Annotated in this window: 15 protein-coding genes and 2 tRNA genes; 13 read left to right on the plus strand and 4 right to left on the minus strand. The window is 71.8% G+C overall.

What is annotated here, in order from left to right; genetic code table 11:
• Positions 1 to 281: 281 nt before the first annotated feature.
• Positions 282 to 701 carry a hypothetical protein gene (locus tag ABWI04_RS09875; RefSeq protein ID WP_353832144.1) on the plus strand — a complete coding sequence of 140 codons (420 nt, stop codon included), beginning with the start codon at positions 282 to 284 and terminating at the stop codon, positions 699 to 701.
• A 383-nt stretch (positions 702 to 1,084) separates the two neighbouring features.
• Positions 1,085 to 2,509 carry a sialidase family protein gene (locus ABWI04_RS09880; protein WP_353832145.1) on the plus strand — a complete coding sequence of 475 codons (1,425 nt, stop codon included), beginning with the start codon at positions 1,085 to 1,087 and terminating at the stop codon, positions 2,507 to 2,509.
• A 73-nt stretch (positions 2,510 to 2,582) separates the two neighbouring features.
• Here the strand turns inward: ABWI04_RS09880 and ABWI04_RS09885 are convergent, their stop codons facing one another.
• The gene (locus ABWI04_RS09885; protein ID WP_345179591.1) at positions 2,583 to 3,464 is read right to left on the minus strand and encodes a TrmH family RNA methyltransferase; all 882 of its coding nucleotides are present in this window, start codon (positions 3,462 to 3,464) and stop codon (positions 2,583 to 2,585) included.
• 271 nt (positions 3,465 to 3,735) lie between these two features.
• On the opposite strand from ABWI04_RS09885, the gene ABWI04_RS09890 reads away from it, so the two are divergent.
• From ABWI04_RS09890 to ABWI04_RS09900, 3 genes are all read left to right on the plus strand, one after another.
• Positions 3,736 to 5,967, plus strand: a complete 2,232-nt coding sequence (locus ABWI04_RS09890) for a substrate-binding domain-containing protein (protein WP_353832146.1) — start codon at positions 3,736 to 3,738, stop codon at positions 5,965 to 5,967.
• 293 nt (positions 5,968 to 6,260) lie between these two features.
• Positions 6,261 to 7,781 (plus strand): RNA polymerase sigma factor, encoded by a 1,521-nt coding sequence (locus tag ABWI04_RS09895; protein WP_353832147.1) that lies wholly within the window; start codon positions 6,261 to 6,263, stop codon positions 7,779 to 7,781.
• 213 nt (positions 7,782 to 7,994) lie between these two features.
• Positions 7,995 to 9,482 (plus strand): RNA polymerase sigma factor, encoded by a 1,488-nt coding sequence (locus tag ABWI04_RS09900; protein ID WP_353832148.1) that lies wholly within the window; start codon positions 7,995 to 7,997, stop codon positions 9,480 to 9,482.
• 27 nt (positions 9,483 to 9,509) lie between these two features.
• Here the strand turns inward: ABWI04_RS09900 and ABWI04_RS09905 are convergent, their stop codons facing one another.
• The gene (locus ABWI04_RS09905) at positions 9,510 to 10,595 is read right to left on the minus strand and encodes a phosphotransferase family protein (protein ID WP_353832149.1); all 1,086 of its coding nucleotides are present in this window, start codon (positions 10,593 to 10,595) and stop codon (positions 9,510 to 9,512) included.
• Positions 10,596 to 11,027: 432 nt separating this feature from the next.
• Here ABWI04_RS09905 and ABWI04_RS09910 point away from each other — a divergent pair, with 432 nt between their 5' ends.
• Positions 11,028 to 11,717 (plus strand): hypothetical protein, encoded by a 690-nt coding sequence (locus ABWI04_RS09910; RefSeq protein ID WP_345179598.1) that lies wholly within the window; start codon positions 11,028 to 11,030, stop codon positions 11,715 to 11,717.
• 5 nt (positions 11,718 to 11,722) lie between these two features.
• On the opposite strand, the gene pdxR is transcribed toward ABWI04_RS09910, so the two are convergent.
• Positions 11,723 to 13,039, minus strand: coding sequence for a MocR-like pyridoxine biosynthesis transcription factor PdxR (gene pdxR, locus ABWI04_RS09915; protein ID WP_353832150.1), 1,317 nt, complete (start codon positions 13,037 to 13,039; stop codon positions 11,723 to 11,725).
• A 117-nt stretch (positions 13,040 to 13,156) separates the two neighbouring features.
• Here pdxR and ABWI04_RS09920 point away from each other — a divergent pair, with 117 nt between their 5' ends.
• The 4 genes from ABWI04_RS09920 (at position 13,157) to ABWI04_RS09935 (ending at position 15,258) form a co-directional block, all read left to right on the plus strand.
• Positions 13,157 to 13,807 (plus strand): pyridoxamine 5'-phosphate oxidase family protein, encoded by a 651-nt coding sequence (locus tag ABWI04_RS09920; protein ID WP_353832151.1) that lies wholly within the window; start codon positions 13,157 to 13,159, stop codon positions 13,805 to 13,807.
• A 52-nt stretch (positions 13,808 to 13,859) separates the two neighbouring features.
• Positions 13,860 to 14,456, plus strand: coding sequence for an oligoribonuclease (gene orn / locus ABWI04_RS09925; protein ID WP_353832153.1), 597 nt, complete (start codon positions 13,860 to 13,862; stop codon positions 14,454 to 14,456).
• A 54-nt stretch (positions 14,457 to 14,510) separates the two neighbouring features.
• A tRNA-His gene (locus ABWI04_RS09930) sits at positions 14,511 to 14,586 on the plus strand.
• Between the two features lie 108 nt (positions 14,587 to 14,694).
• Positions 14,695 to 15,258 carry a GIY-YIG nuclease family protein gene (locus ABWI04_RS09935; protein WP_353832155.1) on the plus strand — a complete coding sequence of 188 codons (564 nt, stop codon included), beginning with the start codon at positions 14,695 to 14,697 and terminating at the stop codon, positions 15,256 to 15,258.
• A 6-nt stretch (positions 15,259 to 15,264) separates the two neighbouring features.
• Here ABWI04_RS09935 and ABWI04_RS09940 read toward each other — a convergent pair whose 3' ends face one another.
• Positions 15,265 to 16,284 (minus strand): hypothetical protein, encoded by a 1,020-nt coding sequence (locus tag ABWI04_RS09940; RefSeq protein WP_353832156.1) that lies wholly within the window; start codon positions 16,282 to 16,284, stop codon positions 15,265 to 15,267.
• A 526-nt stretch (positions 16,285 to 16,810) separates the two neighbouring features.
• Here ABWI04_RS09940 and ABWI04_RS09945 point away from each other — a divergent pair.
• The 3 genes from ABWI04_RS09945 to ABWI04_RS09955 all read left to right on the plus strand — a co-directional run bounded on the left by ABWI04_RS09945 (position 16,811) and on the right by ABWI04_RS09955 (position 19,956).
• Positions 16,811 to 17,380 carry a response regulator transcription factor gene (locus tag ABWI04_RS09945; protein ID WP_345179604.1) on the plus strand — a complete coding sequence of 190 codons (570 nt, stop codon included), beginning with the start codon at positions 16,811 to 16,813 and terminating at the stop codon, positions 17,378 to 17,380.
• An 84-nt stretch (positions 17,381 to 17,464) separates the two neighbouring features.
• Positions 17,465 to 17,537, plus strand: a tRNA-Lys gene (locus ABWI04_RS09950).
• Positions 17,538 to 17,931: 394 nt separating this feature from the next.
• The gene (locus ABWI04_RS09955; RefSeq protein ID WP_353832157.1) at positions 17,932 to 19,956 is read left to right on the plus strand and encodes a WD40 repeat domain-containing serine/threonine protein kinase; all 2,025 of its coding nucleotides are present in this window, start codon (positions 17,932 to 17,934) and stop codon (positions 19,954 to 19,956) included.
• The last annotated feature ends 9 nt before the right edge of the window (positions 19,957 to 19,965 follow it).

A 19,965-nucleotide genomic window follows, 5' to 3' on the forward strand; every position in this document is an offset into this window, starting at 1 on the left:
GACGACAAGAACCGCGTAGGCCGTGAGGCGGTTCGGCACCGGCGGGCCCGTTCCAAGGCAAGCGAATACCCCTGTTCACGCAGCGCGCCTTGACGATCGTCGGCGGGCGGGCGGCGCGTCCGGCGAAACGGCGGCGACCGCGCGCCGTTCCTTCGGCAATCAGGGGCCCGGCCCGGCAACTCGCCGGACGGAAGCGGTTTGAGGCTCCCGGGAATGGTTACTTTCCCGGAGCGGCTGTTCCTTGCCAGCGCCCTTGCTGCCCCCGGAAGAGGTGACCGGTAATGGAAATTCGGACAAACAGTGACGTACCGAACCAGGACGAGATCGTTGAGCTGCGCGCCCGAGCGGAGGCCGGCGACCGGAACGCGGCCGGACGCCTCGGCGAGCTCCTGGCGAAGCACGGCGACCTGGCAGCCGCTCTGGACGTGTGGGCCCGCGCCTACGGCGACGCCGCGCCGACGACGAGGCGGCTGGCCGAACTGCTGGCCGACCGCGGCGACCTGAGGGCCGCCGTGGAGGTGTGGCAGTTCTCCGACCCGGTCCGGGAGAACCCGTCCGGCCTCCACGAGGAGTTCATGGCGGGCCTCGACATCGAGGAGCGCGTCGACTGGGACGACGACCCGGAGGACTGGGCGTTCATGGAAAGGGAGCGGCTGGCCCGGCTCCTGGCCGACCGGGACGACGAGGCCGCCGTCGCGTAGCCGCCGGCGCGGCGCCCCTCCCCGCCAGGAGGCGCCCTCCGCGTGAGGGCACGGCGGGCGAGCGGCGGCCGCGGCGGCGTCGAGACGCTCGACCCCGCTCAGATTGGCCGGAATTCCATTTATGGATGTCCTCATTTTCGGCCGCCCGGCACATCCCCGGGACCAGGTTGGACATTGTCCAAATTGACCGTCCGGACGATACTCGCCGCGAGAGCGGAAGGGTGCCGAGCCAAAGGGCGAGAAGAAGTCGATCTTGGGCTGTAATGTCGTCCTGCTGTTCGGCCTTCGCTGGGAACGCGCTGCCGGCCAGGTGGCGGCGTCTCCGGCAAGACCCCCCATCGAGGACGAGGAATGCACCGTTGAATCGACGTTCCAGGTCGGCCATGGTCGCAGCGACCACCCTGCTCGCCTTCGCCTTCGCGGCCCCGGCCGCGTCAGCGGACGGAACCGATCCCGCCGCGGTGGTGCCGGTGTCGGGCACCAGCGCCCTGCCGCAGGGATGCGGGCTGCCCGAGGGCGACGGCTATGTCCTGAACCCGAACACCGAGGTCCAGCCCATGGTGGCGCGGGACCCGAAGCGGCCGTGGCGTCTCGTCACGGTGTACCAGCAGGACAGGTGGAACCGGTACGGCGGTAACGGGACCGGCACCGCCGTGTCCGACGACTACGGCGCGACCTGGCGCCGGTCGGCGAACCAGCCCGCGTTCTCCCGGTGCGACGGCGGCACCGCCGCCAACGGCGGGGACTACGACGTCACGACGGACCACTGGGTCACGATGACACCGTCCGGCGCGGCGGTGGCCGCGTCGTTCTCGCTTTCGCGCACCGGCGAGGTGACGGCGATCCTGGTCTCGCGGTCCGGTGACGGCGGCGACCACTGGGGCGCCCCGGTGACCCTGCAGCGCGACGACGACGCGCGGTTCTTCAACGACCGCCCGGCGATCACCGCCGACCCGTACCACCCGGGCACGGTCTACGCGGTGTGGGACCGGGTCGACACCCAGCCGAGCGGCGCCTGGGTGCAGCCGGTCTACATGGCGAAGTCGACCGACGACGGGCGCACCTGGACCACGAAGAAGGTGTACGACTTCCCGGCCAACAGCGGTGTCATCGGTACCGAGCTGGTGCCGATGGCCGACGGGACGCTGCTGATCGGCATGCACCACGAGACCGACACCGCCGCGGCCACCCAGGTCATCCGCTCGACCGACGGCGGCGCCACGTGGTCCGCGCCGACGCTGAACGTGGCGGCGCCGATGGCGGTGGGCACCCGGATCCCCGACCCGGACGACTCGGGTGACCCGGTGCGCAACGCCACGCTCCCGCTGCTGGCGGCCCGTCCGGGCAGCAAGGTGGTGAACGCGGTCTGGCCGAGCCAGGACGCCGACGGCACCTTCCACGTCGCGTACGCGCGGTCCGCGGACAACGGGAAGACCTGGTCCGCCCCGGTCCGGGTGGACAAGACGCCCACCGGCTCCGCCGCGGTGCCGGCGATCGCCGTGTCCCCCGGCGGCACCGTGGCGATCACCTACTACGACTTCCGGAACAACACGTCCGCCGCCACCCTCCCCACCGACTTCTGGGCCGTGACCTGCGCGGACGACTGCACGAAGCCCGCGTCGTGGCGCGAGCGGCACATCGAGGGCCCGTTCGACGCGCGCACGGTGCCGGCGACGAGCTCCGGCCGGATGCTCGGTGACTACACCGGCCTGGTCTCGACCGGCTCGTCCTTCGTGGCCGTCTACGGCGTGGCCACCGGCCAGGCCGCCAACCCGGTGGACATCCACAGCGCGACCTTCTACAACTGACCGGCCTGATGCGGCCCTCCTGCGCTGGAAGCGCAGGAGGGCCGCACCCTTTTCCGGCCTTCGGACGGCCCCGCTACCGCATCAGGGTGTGGCAGGCGATCGCGGCGGCCGCGGTGACGTTCAGGGAGTCGACGCCCGCGGACATGGCGTCCCCGCTCATGGGGATGCACACCGGCTCGTCGGCCTCGTCCAGCCAGTGGGACGAGAGGCCGTCGCCCTCCGAACCGAGCAACAGGGCCACGCGGTCGCCCATGGACGCCTTCTCTATGGGCGTGGCGGTCTGGTCGGGGGTCAGGGCCAGCAGGGTGAAGCCGGCGGCGCGCAGCCTGCCGAGGTCGTCGTGCCAGTTGGCCATGCGGGCGTAGGGGATCGCGAAGACCGCGCCCATGGACACCTTCACCGCCCGGCGGTAGAGGGGATCGGCGCACCTCGGCGACAGGACGACCGCGTCGATGCCCAGGGCGGCGGCGCACCTGAAGATGGAGCCCACGTTCGCGTGGTCGACGAGATCCTCCAGGACGAGGACGCGCCGCGGCGGCCGAGCGTGCGGCGCGGGGACGTCGGCGCGGTCGACGACCTCCTCGGGGACGGCGGCGCGGCGGGCCGGGGCGAGGACGGCGTCGACGGACGGCAGGGGAAGGCGCTCCAGCGAGGCCAGGGCGCCGCGGTGCACCTGGAAGCCCGTGAGGGACTCCATGGTGGCGTCGTCGACCAGGTAGGCGGGGGCGTCCACGCCGTCCAGCAGGTCGGCCAGCGGTTCGGCCCAGCGCCGTGCCATCAGCAGCGACCGGACGGGGTATCCGGCGCCGACCGCGCGGCGGATCACCTTCTCGCCCTCGGCGACGAACAGGCCGTGCTCGGCCTCCAGGCTCTTGCGGAGGTTGACGTCGCGGAGGCGGACGTAGTCCGCGAGGCGCGGGTCGGCGGGGTCGGAGACGGGGATCAGGCTGGCCATTCCCCAAGTCTGCCGCCGGGCGGGCGGTGCCCCGGCTGCGCGGCGGCCGGATCCGGCCGCGGAAGGGGACTGAATCAGGTTCTAGAGAGGGATTCGCGTACGCTCGTACCCCTCCGATCGCTGGGCGCGGCGGCCGTGCGCGCCGCCAGGTTCGTCCGGGCTCACGCTCATGACCTGCGTCATTAGCAGTTTTGAGTCCTTTGTAACCTCTGGGGCGTACTACTACAGTGCCGGGGAACATCGGCCGGTTTCAGGTGAATCGAGGGCAGCCGTGAGCGGACGTCATCGCAATGACTTCCCCGGAGGGACGGGTGAAGGCGGGTACGACCCGTCCACTCCCGTCTTCGGGCCGGCCAATGACGGGTCGTCCGACTGGTTCGGAGGGCGGGAGGGCCAGGGCCCGCCGCTCGCCCAGCCCCCGGCGGGCCCGCAGGGCGCCCCGCCCGGCACGGCGCCGGGCGCGCCCGGCGAGACGCCCGAGTGGTTCACGCCCCGGCAGTCCTCCGAGCAGCCGGTCTACGGCCAGGGCCGGTACGGGGAGGAGCCGAGGACCGCGTCGCCGCAGGGCCCTGCCCCGGCGTCCTCGCCGCTGGCCGGGACGGGTTACAGCGAGTACGACGCCATCGGCGGGTCGGACGGCGGCCAGACCGGATTCTTCGGCGGCTCCGGCGGCTCGGGTGACTCCGGCGGCTACGGCGGCGGATCCGGTGGTTCGGGCGGTTCCGGCGGTTCGGGCGGCTACGGCGGCGGGTCGGGCGGCTACGAGTACGGGCGCCGCAGGCGCAAACGCAGCGCGACCGCGCTGATCGGGCCCATGGCCGGCGCCGTGGGCCTGGCGCTGCTGCTCGGCGTGGGCGTCTACGCGTTCGCCGAGAGCGGCGGCGGCTGCTCCGGCGACGGCGCGATGGACCTGTCCGTGGCGGTCGCGCCCGACATCGCGCCCGTGGTGGAGAAGGCCGCCGGACGGTTCAACGACGGCAAGCACAAGGTCGACGGCAAGTGCGTCAGGGCGACCGTGAAGAGGACCGAGCCCTTCTCGGTGACGACGCTGCTGTCCGGGCAGGCCGTGGCGAACGACCGGCCGGACGTGTGGATCCCCGACTCGTCCCTCTGGATCTCGCTGGCGCGGACCGAGGGCGACAACGGCGACAAGAGCGGCGTCGTGTCCACCAAGACCTCCCTCGCGACGAGCCCGATCGTGGTCGGGCTGCCGCGGACGCTCGCGGTGGAGCTGAAGAAGCAGGGCATCACCGCCAGCCCGTCGTGGGACAACCTGCTGAAGGCCGCGGGCGGCGTCGCGGGCGGCGCCGTCACCAAGAACCAGATGATCCCGGCGGGGTCGGTGCGGCTCGTCGTGCCCGACCCGATGCGCAACGCCGCGGGCATGGGCTCCCTGATGGTCACGAGCACGCTGCTGGCGAACGACCCGAACCGGGACTCGATCTTCACCGGCATCGTGCGGACCGTCCGGGAGAGCACCGTCCCGAACGTCAAGGCGGAGTTCGAGCACTTCCGCAAGGACCGCACCGGCAAGCAGCCGATCTCGCTGTCGTCGGAGCAGGCCCTCTACTCCTACAACCGGAGCAGGCCCGCCGAGCCCGCGGTCGCGCTGTACCCGATCGAGGGCACGCTGTCGATGGACTACCCGTTCACCGTCACCGCCAAGGGCGACTCCCAGCGCAAGGCCGCCCGCCTGCTCGAACAGGCGATGCGGACCGAGGCGACCCGCAGGGACGTCCTCGACGCCGGCTTCCGGGCGACGGACGGCAAGGCTCCGCCCGGGTTCGGCGAGGCGGCCGGCGTCAGCCCCGCCCGGCCGCGGCAGCTGCCCGCGCCCAAGAGCGAGGACGTCGCGAAGGTCATGCAGGCGTGGTCGAAGCTGTCGCTCGGCCTGCGGATGCTGACGCTGATCGACGTGTCCGGCTCGATGGCCGAGAAGGTCGGGCCGAACGTCAACCGCCTCCAGGCCATCGCGCAGGTCTCGCAGGGCGGGCTCAGCATGATGTCCAACGACACCGAGCTCGGCCAGTGGCTGTTCTCGACGAACATGGACGGCAAGACCCCCTACAAGGAGACGGTGCCGGTCGGCGCCCTGGGCGATCGGATCGGGTCCAACACGCGGCGCGGCCTCGTGCTGTCCACGCTCAACCAGATGAAGCCGAAGCCGGACGGCGACACCGGCCTGTACCGGACGATGCTGGCCGCGTACAAGAGCATGAACGACTCCTACAAGCCGGAGTTCGGCAACTCGATCCTGCTGCTCACCGACGGGAAGAACGACGACCCGGACGGCCCGTCGCTGCAGGAGACGCTGAAGCAGCTCAAGGACATGCAGGACCCGAACAAGCCGATCCAGGTGAACATGATCGGGTTCGGCAAGGGCGTGGACCGGGGCGAGCTGGAGCAGATCGCCACGGCGACGAACGGCAACGTGCAGATCGCCATGACGCCCGGCGAGATCTCCAAGATCTTCCTGAAGATGCTGTCCCGCCGGATCCAGTGACCACCAATCGGTGATCTTCCGGATGCGCCAGGTAGTTCTTGATTTTTCCCTGAATTCCATGTCAACCGGGCGCCGGATTCGGCCGTCAATCTATGTGGAGGCCCGACGGGGAGCGGGGCCGTCGGGCCTCCGACCTCTTCCCCTCCCTGGCCCGTGACCGGGAGGCGGCCGCCGGTCGGACGACCGAACCGGGGCCGGGAGAGCGCACCGCTCCCTCTGAGATTTTCCAGCCTCGTCCCCGGCGTCCCTGACGTCCCGGACGAGGATTCCGAGCAAGCCCGCGGGAGGACTTCGTGTCCGGTTGGCCCAGTCTCGACCGCGCTGACGACGAGCGCCTGGCGCGGACGCTGGCGGCAGGCGATCCGAGCGCCCTCATCCAGGTCATGGACCGTTACGCGGCCCGCCTGTACGACTACTGCCACGCACTGCTGCGCGACCAGGACCAGGCGGCCGGCGCGCTCCACGACGCGCTCATCGCCGCCTACGCGCACGTGTCCGTCCTCCGCGAGCCCGAGAGCTTCCGCGGCTGGCTGTACGCGCTCGTCCGCAACGAGTGCATGCGGCGGCTGCGCGACCCGGACCGTCCCGCGCAGCGCCGCGAGGCACCCGAGGTCGAGGACGGCTTCCTGGACGACGCGGAGCTCGCCCGGCGCCAGGAGGCCCGGCGGCTCGTCCACGCGGCCCTGTCCGGCCTGCGCGGACGCGAGCGCGAGTCGCTCGACCTGCTGCTGCGGCACGGCCTGGACGCCGGGGAGATCGGCGGCGTCCTCGGCATGGACGCGCAGCAGGCCGCGGGGCTGACCGCCGAGGCCCGCGCCCGCCTGGACGACTCCCTCTCCGCCGCCTACATCGCCCGCGCGGGACGCGGCGACTGCCGCGAGGCCGCGGAGATCGTCGACGGCGCCGGATGGCCGCTGCCGCCGCCGGCCGTGCACAGGCTCGTCCAGCACATCGACGCGTGCGGCGTCTGCGGGCCCCGGCGCGACCGCGCCGTCTCGGCGGCGCGGCTCCTGCAGGTGCTGCCGGTCGCGATGATGCCGAACGACCTGCGCGGGCTCGTCATGGCGACCGCCACCGACCCGGCGCTGGCTCCCGACCTCGCCGCCATCGCGCACAGAGCCGAGCCGTTCGACGACTGGGGCTGGCCCTCCATGGTCGAGCAGGAGCCCGTGCGCGCGGCGCCGTCCGGAACCGGCGGCGGGAGCGGGCGCGGGGTGTGGGCCGCGCTGGCGGCGGCGGCCGCCGTCATCGCGGTCGTCGCGGCGGCGTTCTACCTGATGTCGGGCCCGTCCGGCGAGCCGACGGCCGCGCGGAGCCCCTCGGACGGGACGTCGGCGCCCGAGGTCTCGCCGTCCTCCCCGACCGAGTCGCGGGAGCCGTCCGACACCCCGACGCCCACGCGGTCCGCCACCCCGACGCCGACGACCACGTCGCCGACGCCGACCCCGACGAGGACGCGCGAGCCGTCGCGCTCGCCGAAGCCGACCGCGACCCGCACCCAGCCGAGGACCGGGCGGCTGGCGATCGGCTCCTGCACCATCGAGGGCCCGGGCCCGGGCAGCTGCACCATCCTCGTGCGGGCCGTCGGCGGGACGGTGACCTGGTCGGTCACGGGCGCGTCCGGCGGTCTGAGCGCCAGCGGCGGCGGCACGCTGCGCAGCGGCCAGTCCGGCTACGCCCGCGTCAGCGGGACCTGCACTCCGCCCGGCGGCTCGGGCACGGTCAGCTTCTCCAACGGGGACGTGCGCACCGTGACGCTGTCGTGCCAGCCGGAGGACGGGGGCGGCCCCGGCGGCGGCCGGCGGACCAGTTGATCGCAGAAGTGACCCAGATCACTTTCATCGCCGGGAGGCCTCTCCCACATGGCGATACGGCCACGGGGCGTACCGGATTCGTCACTTAAATCCGCTCATAAAGGAGAAATCCCAGCAACTTGGTGGCAAGATCAGGCAACCTGAGTCGGCCGACGCGCGTCGGGGCTCGTCGGGGGCAGATCTGTGAAACCGATTTCGACTGGGAGGGTTCCCGTGGCCGGTGAGCCAGGGGCCGCGCAGAATGACGACCTCAGGCTGGCGGACTCGCTGCGAGCCGGGGACGTCATCGCGCTGACCGAGGTCTACGACACCTACGCGCCGTTCCTCTTCGACTACTGCCACGGCCTGCTGCGCGACCGCGTCGAGGCGTCCGGGGCCCTGCGCAACGTCGTCATCGCCGCCCGCGAGCACGTGGACCGGCTCACCGAGCCGGCGCGGCTGCGCGGCTGGCTCTACGCGATCGCCCGCAAGGAGTGCATGCGGCGCCGCGACAGCCCGAACCGGCACACCGGGCAGGAGGCCCCGGAGGCCGAGGACGAGCTGACGCCCGAGCAGCTCGCCCGCCGCGAGGAGCGCCGGCTGCTCGCGCACAGCGCGATCGCCGCGCTCAACGGGCGGCAGCGCGAGGCCATCGACCTGTCGGTCCGCCACGAGCTGGACGAGGTGGACCTGTCCGGCATCTTCGGCATGCCGCTGGAGGAGACGCTCGCGCTGGCGCAGCAGGCCCGCGAGGACCTCGCCGCCGCGCTACACGCGGCCCTCGTCGCGCAGAACCACTGGAAGGACTGCCCGAGCGTCGCGGCGCTGACCGAGTCGTGGCCGCTGTCCCCGCAGACGTCGACGGCGCTCGTCCGGCACGTGGAGAACTGCCCGGTGTGCGGGGTGCGGGAGACGCCGCCGCTGCCGCCGGACCGGCTGCTGTCGGTGCTGCCGATCGCGGCGATCCCCGCCGACCTGCGGCTGGACGTGCTGACCGCCGCGACCGCCGAGGACCGCGCCGGGAACCGCCGCGCCATCGCCGCCTGGACCGAGCCGTTCGACGAGTACGGCTGGCCGCTGCCCTACCAGCCGACCGCCCCGCGCGCCCGCGACCGCGCGCCCGGCAAGCGGCGCGCGCCGCTGCTCGCCGCCGTCGCGGTGGGCGTCGGCGTCCTCGTGCTGTTCGGCGGCGGCATGGCGTGGCTCGGCGGCGGGGACGACGGGAAGAACGCGGCGGCGACCCGTCCCGTGACGCCCGGCGACAGCACCCCGCCCGGCGGTTCCACCGCGCCGGAGCCGATACCGACCGACCCCTCGTCCCCCACGTCGCCGACGGCGTCCCCGTCGAAGTCGCCGTCGAAGTCGCCGTCACCGTCGCCGTCGGCGTCGGAGGCCTCGTCGAAGCCGCCATCGAGCAGGCCGCCGGCGCCGCCCACCACCAGCGCGCCGAAGCCGCCCAAGCCCGGCACGCTGTCGGTGAGCGGCTGCGACATGGGCAGGAACGACTCCTGCACCGTCACGGTCACCGCCGTGGGCGGCTCCGTGAACTGGCAGGTGACCGGCACGTCCGGGCCCGTCAGCGCGGGCGGCTCCGGCCACCTCGACGCGGGCCAGAGCGGCGGCGTGCGGGTCTCGCGGGCGTCCGGGTTCTGCTGGGGGCGGCAGACCGGCACGGTGATGTTCTCCTCCGGCCGCTCGGCGACGGTCACCTACCGCTGCTGAGCGGGGGGCCCGCCGCCGGGCGGGCGCCTACCAGACCGAGCCCGCGTCGAGCGTGCGGTGGGCGCGGTCCAGCAGCAGCGGCACCCCGCCGCCGATCTGGTCGAAGCCCTCGCCGACCGTCGCGTTCTGCAGGTAGCGGGCGTGGATGCCCTCCAGGATCACCGCGAGCTTGAAGCACGCGAACGCGACGTAGAAGTCGAGGTCGGCGAGGTCGAAGCCGGTCAGCTCGGCGTACCGTCCGGCGAACTCGCGGCGCGTGAGGAAGCCGGGCGCGGAGGTGATCGTGGCGCCGACCGGGAGCTGCTCGGCGTCGGCCGCCTCGGCCCAGTAGACGAGCGTCAGCCCGAGGTCGGACAGCGGGTCGCCGAGCGTCGACATCTCCCAGTCGACGACGGCCGCGATCTCCGGGCGCGGCTCCAGCCGGGCGAGCGCGTTGTCGAGCCGGAAGTCGCCGTGCACCAGGCGGGCCGGGGCGTCGGCCGGCAGCCGTTCGGCCAGCCGCGCGACGAGGCGGTCGTACTCGGGCAGGTCACGGGCGTTGCCCGTGGCGCGGACGGCCTCCTGCGAGGAGTCCCACTGCTTGCCCCAGCGCTTGAGCTGGCGCTCCATGTAGCCGCTCGGACGCCCGAAGTCCCCCAACCCGACGGCCCGCACGTCGACCGTGTGGATCGCGGCGAGCGCCTCGGCCAGCGCGTCGCTGAGGCCGCGCGCCTGCTCGGGGGTGATGCCGGCGGCGTCCTCCCGGGTGCGCAGGACGCGTCCCTCGACGAAGTCCATGAGGTAGAAGCGGGCGCCGATGACGTCCTCGTCGTCGCAGAAGGCCAGCGCCGTCGGCACCGGCACCGCCGTCCCGCGGCCGAGCGCCGACAGCACGCGGTACTCGCGGCCCATGTCGTGCGCCGTCGGCAGGACGTGGCCGAGCGGCGGCCGGCGCAGCACGACGCGGCGGCCCCCGTCCAGCGCGATGCCGTACGTGAGGTTCGACCGCCCGCCCGCGATCAGGTCGATCGCGCTGATCCGTCCCGATCCGGGCAGCTCACGGGCCAGCCAGGCCGCCAGCCGGGGGACGTCGATACCGGGCACCCCGGCGGGCAGTTCTGCGTCAACGGTCATGACGCCCTATTAGAACGTGGCTCGGTCAGGGCTGGGAACCCCACCCCCGTACCGCCGTCCGGTCCGTGAGACCCCGGCCACTTCCGGCCGACTTGCGACCGCGTGTAATCCGATCTTCGAGGTCGACGCTGACCTGCGCGAACGCGGCGACCCTCAGCCCCTCTTTCCCCCAGGGTGAGCAAGTCGACCGAACTCCCGGGAGGAAAAAGGTGACACAAGGTGGAATGCTCGGACACGCGGGGTGCCCGTCTGCCGCCACACCTGATCGAACCCGGTTGAGGCGTCGTCAGCCGTCATCCCGCCACGACGCGGCGAGCCGTACCTGCGAGTCTCGCCGGACCAAGAGAAGTAACTGGGACCACTCGGGGGTCAAACCGCCCGATTGGGGGGGAACGCACCGTGGCAGACGCATGGCTGCCAAGAGCCGGCCGCATGCCGGCACCGAACGATGGCGGAGCGTTGCGGGGAGGTGCTCCCCGCGTCGTCTGGTGCGCCGAGGAGCACGACCCGCACACCGTCTCCGCGCGCTCGGTGGCCGCCGACCTGCTGAAGGAGAACCGCCCGGCCCACCTCGTGTGGCACCCGGGAACCGGTGAGATCGTCCAGCTCCTGCCCATCACCCGCGCGGCCCGGCTGCTCGGCGGCGCGCTCGGGCGGGAGGGCCGCGTCTGCGCGCAGATCATGGTGGTGGGCCAGTCGCGGTCGCCGTTCACCGGCTCGCCGCTCACCGGCGTCGAAGCGATCGTCCAGTGGCTGGACGCGTGGGGCGTCGCGCGCCGCTGGCCCGCCGGCCCCCCGCTGCCGTCGCCGCAGTCGTACCACGCGCAGCGCAGCCGCAAGGACTGGGCCCGCGGCGGGCACTACGGCGCGTCCCAGGTGCCGCTGCTGGACCGTCCCGACCCCGGCGGCATCGACGTCCGGCGCATCACCGGGCCCGACACCCCGGTCGCCCCCGTCCCCAAGCCCCGCCTCCCCGGCGCCCCCGCCGGCCCCCGGCTGGTCACGCCGCGCCCCCGCACGCCCGAGGCCCTCCGTCCGGCGCCGAGCGAGACGCCGGCCGCGCGCCCCGGCCCGCTGCACCCCGCGTCGGAGCCCGTCCCGGTCGGGCCCCTGTCCAACTGACGGCGCTACCCGGCGAGTGTCCGGACGATCTCGCACCCCTTGCGCAGCTCGGCCGGGGTCGCGGCCGAGCCGTAGCCGATCACGAGCCCGGACGCGCCCACGGGGCCCATGTGGTGGCGGTCCAGCGTCTCCACCACGACGCCGCGCCGGGCCGCCTCGTCCACGACCCGCGCGGCCACCGCCTCCGGGACGTCCACCACCAGGTGCAGGCCGGCCGTGTCGCCGCGCAGCGGCAGGCCGTCCAGCGCCTGCACCACCACCTCGCGGCGCCGCGCGTACTCCCCGCGCATCCGGCGGACGTACCTGTCCAGGTCACCCCGTTCCAGGAGGAGCCTCAGCGCGTCCTGCGGCACCACGGCGGTGCGGTCGTTCAGCTCCTCCCTCCGGAGCGCCACCTCCGCCACCAGGTCGGGACGGCCCCCCAGCCAGCCGACGCCCATGTCCGCAGTGAGGATCTTGGCGGTCGTGCCCAGATAGACGACGACGTCCGGGTCCAGACCGTAGAGCGCGGGCAGAGGGGCGACGTCGTAGCGGAACTCTCCGTCGTAGTCGTCCTCGGCGATGAGCGCCCCGTTGCGCCTCGCCCATGCCAGCAGAGCCTGCCTCCGCGGAACGGGCAGCACGCCCCCCATCGGGAACTGGTGCGACGGCGTCGTATAGACAAGGCGCAGGTCATCGGGCAGAGCATCGACGACGAGGCCGTGCTCGTCCACAGGACACGGAACGAGCTCCGCGCCCCGTCCCCTCAGAACCGCCCGCGCCCTGCCGTAGCCGGGCTCCTCCACACCCACCCGGTCACCAGGACGAAGGACGGTCGCGGCAAGCAGATCGAGCCCGTTCGTCGCCCCCCGCGTGACAAGAAGGCCGTCCACAGGACAGGCCACACCACGACTACGCCTGATGTAGTCGACCAGGGCCTGCCGTAGGCCGAGCGAACCATGCGGATCCTGACGCTGCTGCGGCGGCATGCCCGCAGCGAGCCGCCACGCCCTGCGCCACGCGGGCGTGTCCAGTGCCCCGACCCACGCAAGACCTGGCCTCAGGTCAATCTCGCCAGGGGCCGCCGCCCTCCGCGCCGGTTTCATCGTCAGCCGTGGCCTCGGCATAGGCGAGGCGGCCACACCCTCCGTCACGTACGTGCCGGACCCATGGCGCCCTTCCAGCCAGCCCTCCGCGTAGAGCTGCTCATACGCCTCCGTCACGACCGTCCGGCTGACACCCAGCAAACCGGCCAGGGCCCTACTGGACGGAAGCCGTTCGCCCGCGGCGAGCCGTCCCTCCCCCATGGCGGAACGCAACTGCGCGACAAGCTGCGCGCTCATCGGCTCCGGAGCGTCCCGCTCCACGGACAGAGGCAGATCGATCGACAAAGTGGTCACCCGCTATACGCGCCAAGTGGCCATACCCGCCAGGCCACTCGCCTCCTAGCGTAAACGGACATGAACCCACTCTCCTCAACCGCCCGCACCCGTCTCGGCCGCCTTCCGGAACGCTCCAGCACCGACAGGACCGTCCTGTACGAGATCCTCGACGACGGCCTGATCTGCCACCTCGGCCTCGTCGTGGACGGCTCCCCCCGCGTCATCCCCACCGGCTACGGCCGCCTGGACGACACCCTCTACCTGCACGGATCCACCGGCGCGAGCAGCCTCAGGGCCGGACCGTCCCAGGACGTCTGCGTCACCGTCACCCACCTCGACGGCCTCGTCCTCGCCCGCTCCCTGTTCCACCACTCCATCAACTACCGCAGCGCCGTCGTCTACGGCACACCCCGCCTCGTCGACGACCCCGAAGAGAAGCTGACCGGCCTCCGCGTCATCACCGAGCAACTGACCCCCGGCCAGTGGAACGTGGCCCGCCGGCCCAACCGCAAGGAACTGGCCGGCGTCTCCGTCCTGGCGCTCCCCCTGGACGAGGCCTCCGTGAAGGTGCGGCAGGGCCCTCCCGGAGACGAGGAAGAGGACTACGCCCTCGACATCTGGGCCGGCGTCGTCCCCGTCACCCAGACCTTCGGCGTTCCCGCCCCCGACCCCCTCCTCCGTCCCGGCATCCCCGTTCCAGGACATATCACCCAGCGCGTGACCTCCTAAATCGATCGCCCGCGATGCCCCGCGCAGTCGTTCATGGCCGTAGGGTGAGTCCATGAACGAGCGGCTGGTCTGGATCGACTGCGAGATGACGGGACTCGACCTGCGCGACGACGCGCTCATCGAGATAGCCGCACTGGTCACCGACAGCGAGCTCAACATCCTCGACGAGGGCGTCGACGTGGTCATCAAACCGCCGCCGGAGTCCATCACCCAGATGACCAAGGTCGTCCGCGACATGCACACCACGTCGGGCCTCCTGGAGGCCCTCCCCGGCGGCGTCACCCTCGCCGAGGCCGAGGACGCCGTCCTCAAGTACATCCGGGGCCACGTGAAGGACGCCAAGAAGGCCCCCCTGTGCGGCAACTCCATCGCGACCGACCGCTCCTTCCTCGCCCGCGACATGCCGGCCCTCGACGCCCACCTGCACTACCGCATGGTCGACGTCTCCTCGATCAAGGAACTGGCCCGGCGCTGGTACCCCCGCGTCTACTTCGCCAGCCCCGAGAAGAAGGGCGGCCACCGCGCCCTGGCCGACATCACCGAGAGCATCCAGGAACTGCGCTACTACCGCGCCGCCGTCTTCGTCCAGCCCCCCGGCCCCGACTCCGACACGGCCCGCGCCATCGCCTCCCAGGTCGCCTCCGGCTGACCCACCCCGAAGAAGCCGCTACACTACTGGGAGCCGGGAGCGATCCCGGCCACGGTGGGTGTAGCTCAGCTGGCAGAGCACTTGGTTGTGGTCCAAGATGTCGGGGGTTCAAGTCCCCTCACTCACCCCAGGCAAAGAGCCTGGTCACCAAGGGTGACCGGGCTCTTTCTCGTCTCAGGACCCGTGATCGACAATCCTCGGTGTCCGATTCTGGGAGCCCGTTGGGAGTGATCTTGCTGTGACACCCCCTGAAGAACCGCTCGCGACCCTGCTCGCCGCCCCAGATCGGCTCTGGACGGCCGCCGAGATCCTCGCCAAGCCCAGCCCCGTCCCGGCCGCTCCGGGCGTCTACGGCTGGCACTTCGACGTCGCGCCGTTCGCCTCCTTGCCGGCTCGACAGTTGCTGTACGTGGGGATCGCGCCGCGCAAGATGACGTCCCGGCGCAGCCGGCAAAACCTGCGCACGCGGGTCCGCTACCACTACCGCGGCAACGCTGAGGGGTCCACGCTCCGGCGCACGCTCGGCTGCCTGCTCGGCCTCGAACTCCGACGCGTGGGCAGCGGCAAGCGCATGACGTTCGGCAAGCACGGCGAGCAGCAGCTCACGGCCTGGATGGCCGAGCACGCTTTCGTGTGCTGGACACCCCACCCGGAGCCCTGGCTCCTGGAGTCCCAGCTCATCAGCCAGCTTGATCTTCCCCTCAACCTGGACCAGAACAAGCACAACGCGTTCCACGCCCAGCTCACGGAGATCAGGTCAACAGCCAGGCGACTAGCCCGCGAGCTGCCCATCCTGACCTGAGCCGACTCAGCCGCCCGCCCAAATCTTCGCCATGCGCTCACGGGCCGCCGGCGGCGCGGGGATACGCTCGAAAACCCCCGGACCCTGGCGGTACAGACAGTCCACCCCGTACCGGTGGAGGAGGGCAACGGACACCTCGGCCGGCTTCTCAGGGAACAGACCAGAAAGCCTGTCGGCCGGTTCCGGGCTATGGGCGACGTAGTCGAGAAGCTGCCCAAGGGCGTCACGCACATACCGGTGGCCAGAGCCGCGCTTGGCCTCGATGATCTCTGTGCCGTCGGGCCCCGTGACGTGGATGTCAGTGATGCCGACCGGCGTCCGCAACCTTTCGGTCTCACAGCCTTCCAGGCTGGTGGTGTACTCGCGAACCAGCAGGGCTTCCGCGCGCTGAACGAGCACTCGCCGCCCAGCGGTCTGATAGCTGGTACATGTGGTGTGGACGTTTTCCAGGCCCACCACTTGTGTGCCCTGGGCGAGCGCCCGAGCCACCTCGTCCTCCCGCACAAGGTCCTGCTGGAGACTGACGGACGGTGTGATCCCGAGTCCTTGGAGCACTGCTTCCGCCTTGTCGTCGTCCAGTATCCGAAGCCCCATGAAGTTGTCACCCGCGTTGAAGCCCGGCAGTGCCCAGATCTCCTCGTAGGGAATCTCCGTGGCCTGAAAGCTCAGGAGACTGTAGACGTTGTTCCAGCTCCCCTTCTCGCCAGGTGTCCAGAGAGTGTCGGCGAATGCCGCGTTATCGAAGAGGACACCGACCTCCCCGATCCCACGGACCTTCTTCTGGCCGGTGAACAGCACGACATCACCGAACTGCACGCCCTTCATCTTGCCGTTCTGGAACGAGCCGGCTCCCCAGAACCGAGCCCGTCCTGACGGATGGAGCGTCAACAGTGCCTGACGCTGTTCCGGAGAGAGGTGGTCCTCACGCTCCGGAACTGTGAACGGGACTTCCTGCCCCAATGTGTCGGCCCACCGGCGTCGGGATGCGGGGTTGCCAGCCGAAGGCTGGACGACTACGACCGTCACACTCGCTCCCCTTGGTCGGATTTGCCATCCATGATCCGATCAGACCATATTTGCATCCTTAGACGGCGATTTCGACCAGCGGATCAGCCTGATCCGCTCCTGCCCCACGAATACGAAAGGCCCTGCTCGTCCGAAGGTGAGCAGGGCTTTCTCGGTCTAGAGTCGCCCCCTCCACGCGGGGTCACCATTCGCCGGGCGACCTCCGATGCCACGCCGCCCGACTTCAGCCCAGACCAGAGCATCCGACGATGGGAGCGCCGACGGCCTGCCACCTCCTTGCCGAACTCACGCTGCTGCCGCAGGCCACCGCCGCGGCAGCGACGAGCCTTCGGCTTGTCCGGCACATGCGCCGCGACGACCGTGACGCCGACCGCGACGACATCGGCGGGGCCATCGCCCGAAACGATCAAGCTCCGCCGTTGTTACGGTCTCGATAAGGCCTCCATCTGCGCGGTTCATCGACCTTCGAAGATCATGTGGTTATGCTCCGACCCTAGAAATGTCAACGACACGCCAAGGGCGACGGATGAGTGTCGACGAGACGGCTCCGCTGCGCGTACTCGTGGTGGACGGCGACGCCCGGTGCAGGGCTGACGTGATCTCCGTGCTGGACGGCAGCGACGAGTTCCAGGTCGTCGCCGACACCTCCGATCCCGCCGCGGCGGTCTCCCTGGCCGAACGCCTGCGTCCCGACATCGTCCTGCTGGACACGGCGGCCGCCGGTCAGGCGCTGCCGCTGAGCACGTCCTCGCGGGTGTTCGTGCTCGCCTCCGACGACCAGCCCGGCGTCGAGGCCGCTCTCCGCGCCGGCGCCTGCGGGCACCTCGTCCCGGGTTCGTTCACGGCCCACGACCTCGTCCGCGGCGTCCGCCACGCGTCCCGCACCACCCTCGGGCTGTCCGCCCGCGAGTCCGAGGTCATGGACCTCATCGCCACCGGCCGCTCCAACGGCGAGATCGCCCGCCAGCTCTTCCTCAGCGAGAAGACGGTCAAGAACCACGTCAACCGGATCTACGCGAAGCTCGGCGTCGGCTCTCGCGCCACCGCGATCGCCCTGTGGCGGGGCATGATGAGCGTCCTTCCGGCCCGCGAGTAAACCGATTCGCACTGGTCCGCAGGGCCTGATACTGTTCTTCCTGTCGCGAGGGACCCCGGCCCACCGCCGAGGCCCGTACGACAGGCGCCGTTAGCTCAATTGGCAGAGCAGCGGACTCTTAATCCGCGGGTTCGGGGTTCAAGTCCCTGACGGCGCACCCGCTACCACCAGCGACGATCTCCTTACTGGGAGTCGTCGCTGTTGTCGTATGGGGCCGAGCCGCGCCCGTCACCCTGCGCGCGTTCAAGGCGAGATCGTTTCGGCTCTTTGAGGGCGTCCAGCGCCTTGGCCGCCCGCGCGTGATCCCATTCGGGTCCGGACGCCGCATGGTCGTTCAGTCGCCTTTTCCACATCGCGCGTCAACTGGAAAGCGCTCCTTTCGCACTCGGTGTTTCGCGTTGGCGGTGGACGGACCTCACCCGCAGCGGATGCCGCGACCCGGGCTTCGCCGCTGGCGGGGGCGGGACGTGGCGGGGTGGTGACGGATGGCTGCGGACGCCTCCGCTCTGATCAACCAGACGCTATTGTCTTTTTGACAGAGGAGGTGTGCCGTGAGACCCCTGGAGGCGTCCGATCCCCGCCAGATCGGGCATTACCGAATGCTCGCCCAGCTCGGCCGCGGAGGCATGGGCCGGGTCCTGCTCGGCAGCGGGCCGGACGGGCGGCTGGCCGCGGTCAAGCTGGTCGACGAGCAGTTCGTGCACGACGACGGGTTCCGCGGCCGGTTCCGCCGCGAGGTCCGCGCCTCCCGCCGGGTCGCCGGGGCCTACACCGCGGCGGTGATCGACGCCGACTCCGAGGCGGCCGAGCCCTGGCTGGCGTCGGTGTACGTTCCGGGTCCCTCGCTGCACGAGGTCGTCGCCGCGGCCGGTCCGCTGGCGGCCGGGCCGGCGCTCCGGCTGGCCGCCGGGCTCGCGTCCGCGCTGACCGAGGTGCACCGCGCCGGGCTGGTGCACCGCGACCTGAAGCCGTCCAACGTGCTGCTCACCGAGGACGGCCTGCGGGTGATCGACTTCGGTATCGCGCGGGCCGTCGAGGGCGATGACGGCACCCAGCTCACCCGCACCGGCGCGCTGGTCGGCACGCCCGGCTTCATGTCCCCGGAGCAGGCCCTGGGGCGGGACCTGACCACCGCCAGCGACGTATTCTCCCTGGGTTCGACGCTGGTGTACGCCTGCACCGGCCAGGGCCCGTTCCACGCGCGGAGCACTCCGCAGACCCTGCAGAACGTGATCCACGCCGATCCCGTGCTGGGCGGTCTGCCGGACCGGATCCGCGAGATCGTTTCCGCCTGCCTGGCCAAGGACCCGGCCGCACGGCCGGCGCCCGCCGAGCTGCTGCGGTGGATCGGCGAGGTCCCGCCGTCCGCGCGACCCTGGCCGGACGCGGTGCACGCCACGATCGCGCGGCAGGGTACCGAGGTCGCCTGGCTGCTCCAGGCCCCGCAGGCCCCGCCGCCGCACGTCCCGCCCGCACCGGCGCCCACACCCACGGCCGTCGCGCCGGCGCCGGGCAGGAGGCGGTTCCTGCTGATGGCGGGCGGCGGCGCCCTCGGCCTCGCCGCGCTCGGCGGCGCCGCCGCCTGGGCGCTGCGCGGTGACGACGAGCCGGCGTCCGGCAAGAAAAGCGTGTCCGGCGGGAACGGCGGTACGGACGCGAAGCCGCTGGCGGTCTTGGAAGGCCACGCCGGTTCCGTGCACCACGCCGAGTTCGACCGCGCGGGTGCTCTCCTCGTCACCGCCGGGGAGGACGGCACCGTGCGGCTGTGGGACGCCAGGACCCGGCGGCCGTCCGGCCAGCCGCTCAAGATCGCCCCCAAGTCGGCCCTCAAGGCCACGTTCGACAAGGCCGGGCGGTTGCTGCTCACCGCCAGCATGGACGGCGGCGTCAAGGTGTGGGACGTGCAGAGCCGCCAGCAGGTCGGCGCTACCCTCGGCATCCCCATGTTCGACTTCAGCGACGATCCGGCCCCGGTGAGCGACGTGGCCTTCAGTCCCGCCGGGGACCGGCTGGCGGCCATCGGCTCCCACCTGAAGGTGTGGGACACCGATTCCCGCAAGGAGGTGAGCGGGCTCACCTTCGACAAGGCGAACATCATGTCGTTCATCGCGTTCAGCGGAGACGGGAAGCTGCTGGCCTTCACCGAGCGGGATCTGGTGCGGGTGCTGGACGTGAGTTCCCGCGAGGTGGTCGGGCAGCCCCTGCGCGGGCACACCGTCCAGATCACGAAGGCGGATATGAGCCCGGACGGCCGGACGCTGGCGACCGGGGGCGCCGACACGACCGTGCGGCTGTGGGACGTCCAGCGCACGGCTCCGCTCGGTGAGATCGTGCCCGCGAGCGACCACGCCCCGCAAGGCATGGCGTTCAGCGGGGACGGACGGCTGCTGGCCACCGTCGGCAACGACTCCACCGCGCGGCTGTGGGACGTCGCCGGGCGCAAGGAGGTCGGGAAGCCGATCAACCTCCCGGGCAAGGCCTCCGCCGTGGCGTTCAGCCCGGACGGGAAGGTCCTCGCCGTCGGCGGCGACGAGAAGGTGTGGCTCTACGACGTCGCCGGCCGCACCCGCGCCTGAACCGCCGGT

Origin of the sequence: Actinomadura sp. NPDC000929 (assembly GCF_040492065.1) — a bacterium.
In the GTDB taxonomy this organism is placed as follows: Bacteria; Actinomycetota; Actinomycetes; order Streptosporangiales; family Streptosporangiaceae; genus Spirillospora; species Spirillospora verrucosospora.

Coding starts and splice junctions, on each gene's coding strand:
- ABWI04_RS09910 (WP_345179598.1), top strand. CDS start 11,028: ATGCCGGCACCGAACGATGGCGGAGCGTTGCGGGGAGGTGCTCCCCGC.
- ABWI04_RS09945 (WP_345179604.1), top strand. CDS start 16,811: ATGAGTGTCGACGAGACGGCTCCGCTGCGCGTACTCGTGGTGGACGGC.
- pdxR (WP_353832150.1), bottom strand. CDS start 13,039: ATGAGCGCGCAGCTTGTCGCGCAGTTGCGTTCCGCCATGGGGGAGGGA.
- orn (WP_353832153.1), top strand. CDS start 13,860: ATGAACGAGCGGCTGGTCTGGATCGACTGCGAGATGACGGGACTCGAC.
- ABWI04_RS09920 (WP_353832151.1), top strand. CDS start 13,157: ATGAACCCACTCTCCTCAACCGCCCGCACCCGTCTCGGCCGCCTTCCG.
- ABWI04_RS09905 (WP_353832149.1), bottom strand. CDS start 10,595: ATGACCGTTGACGCAGAACTGCCCGCCGGGGTGCCCGGTATCGACGTC.
- ABWI04_RS09885 (WP_345179591.1), bottom strand. CDS start 3,464: ATGGCCAGCCTGATCCCCGTCTCCGACCCCGCCGACCCGCGCCTCGCG.
- ABWI04_RS09880 (WP_353832145.1), top strand. CDS start 1,085: ATGGTCGCAGCGACCACCCTGCTCGCCTTCGCCTTCGCGGCCCCGGCC.
- ABWI04_RS09875 (WP_353832144.1), top strand. CDS start 282: ATGGAAATTCGGACAAACAGTGACGTACCGAACCAGGACGAGATCGTT.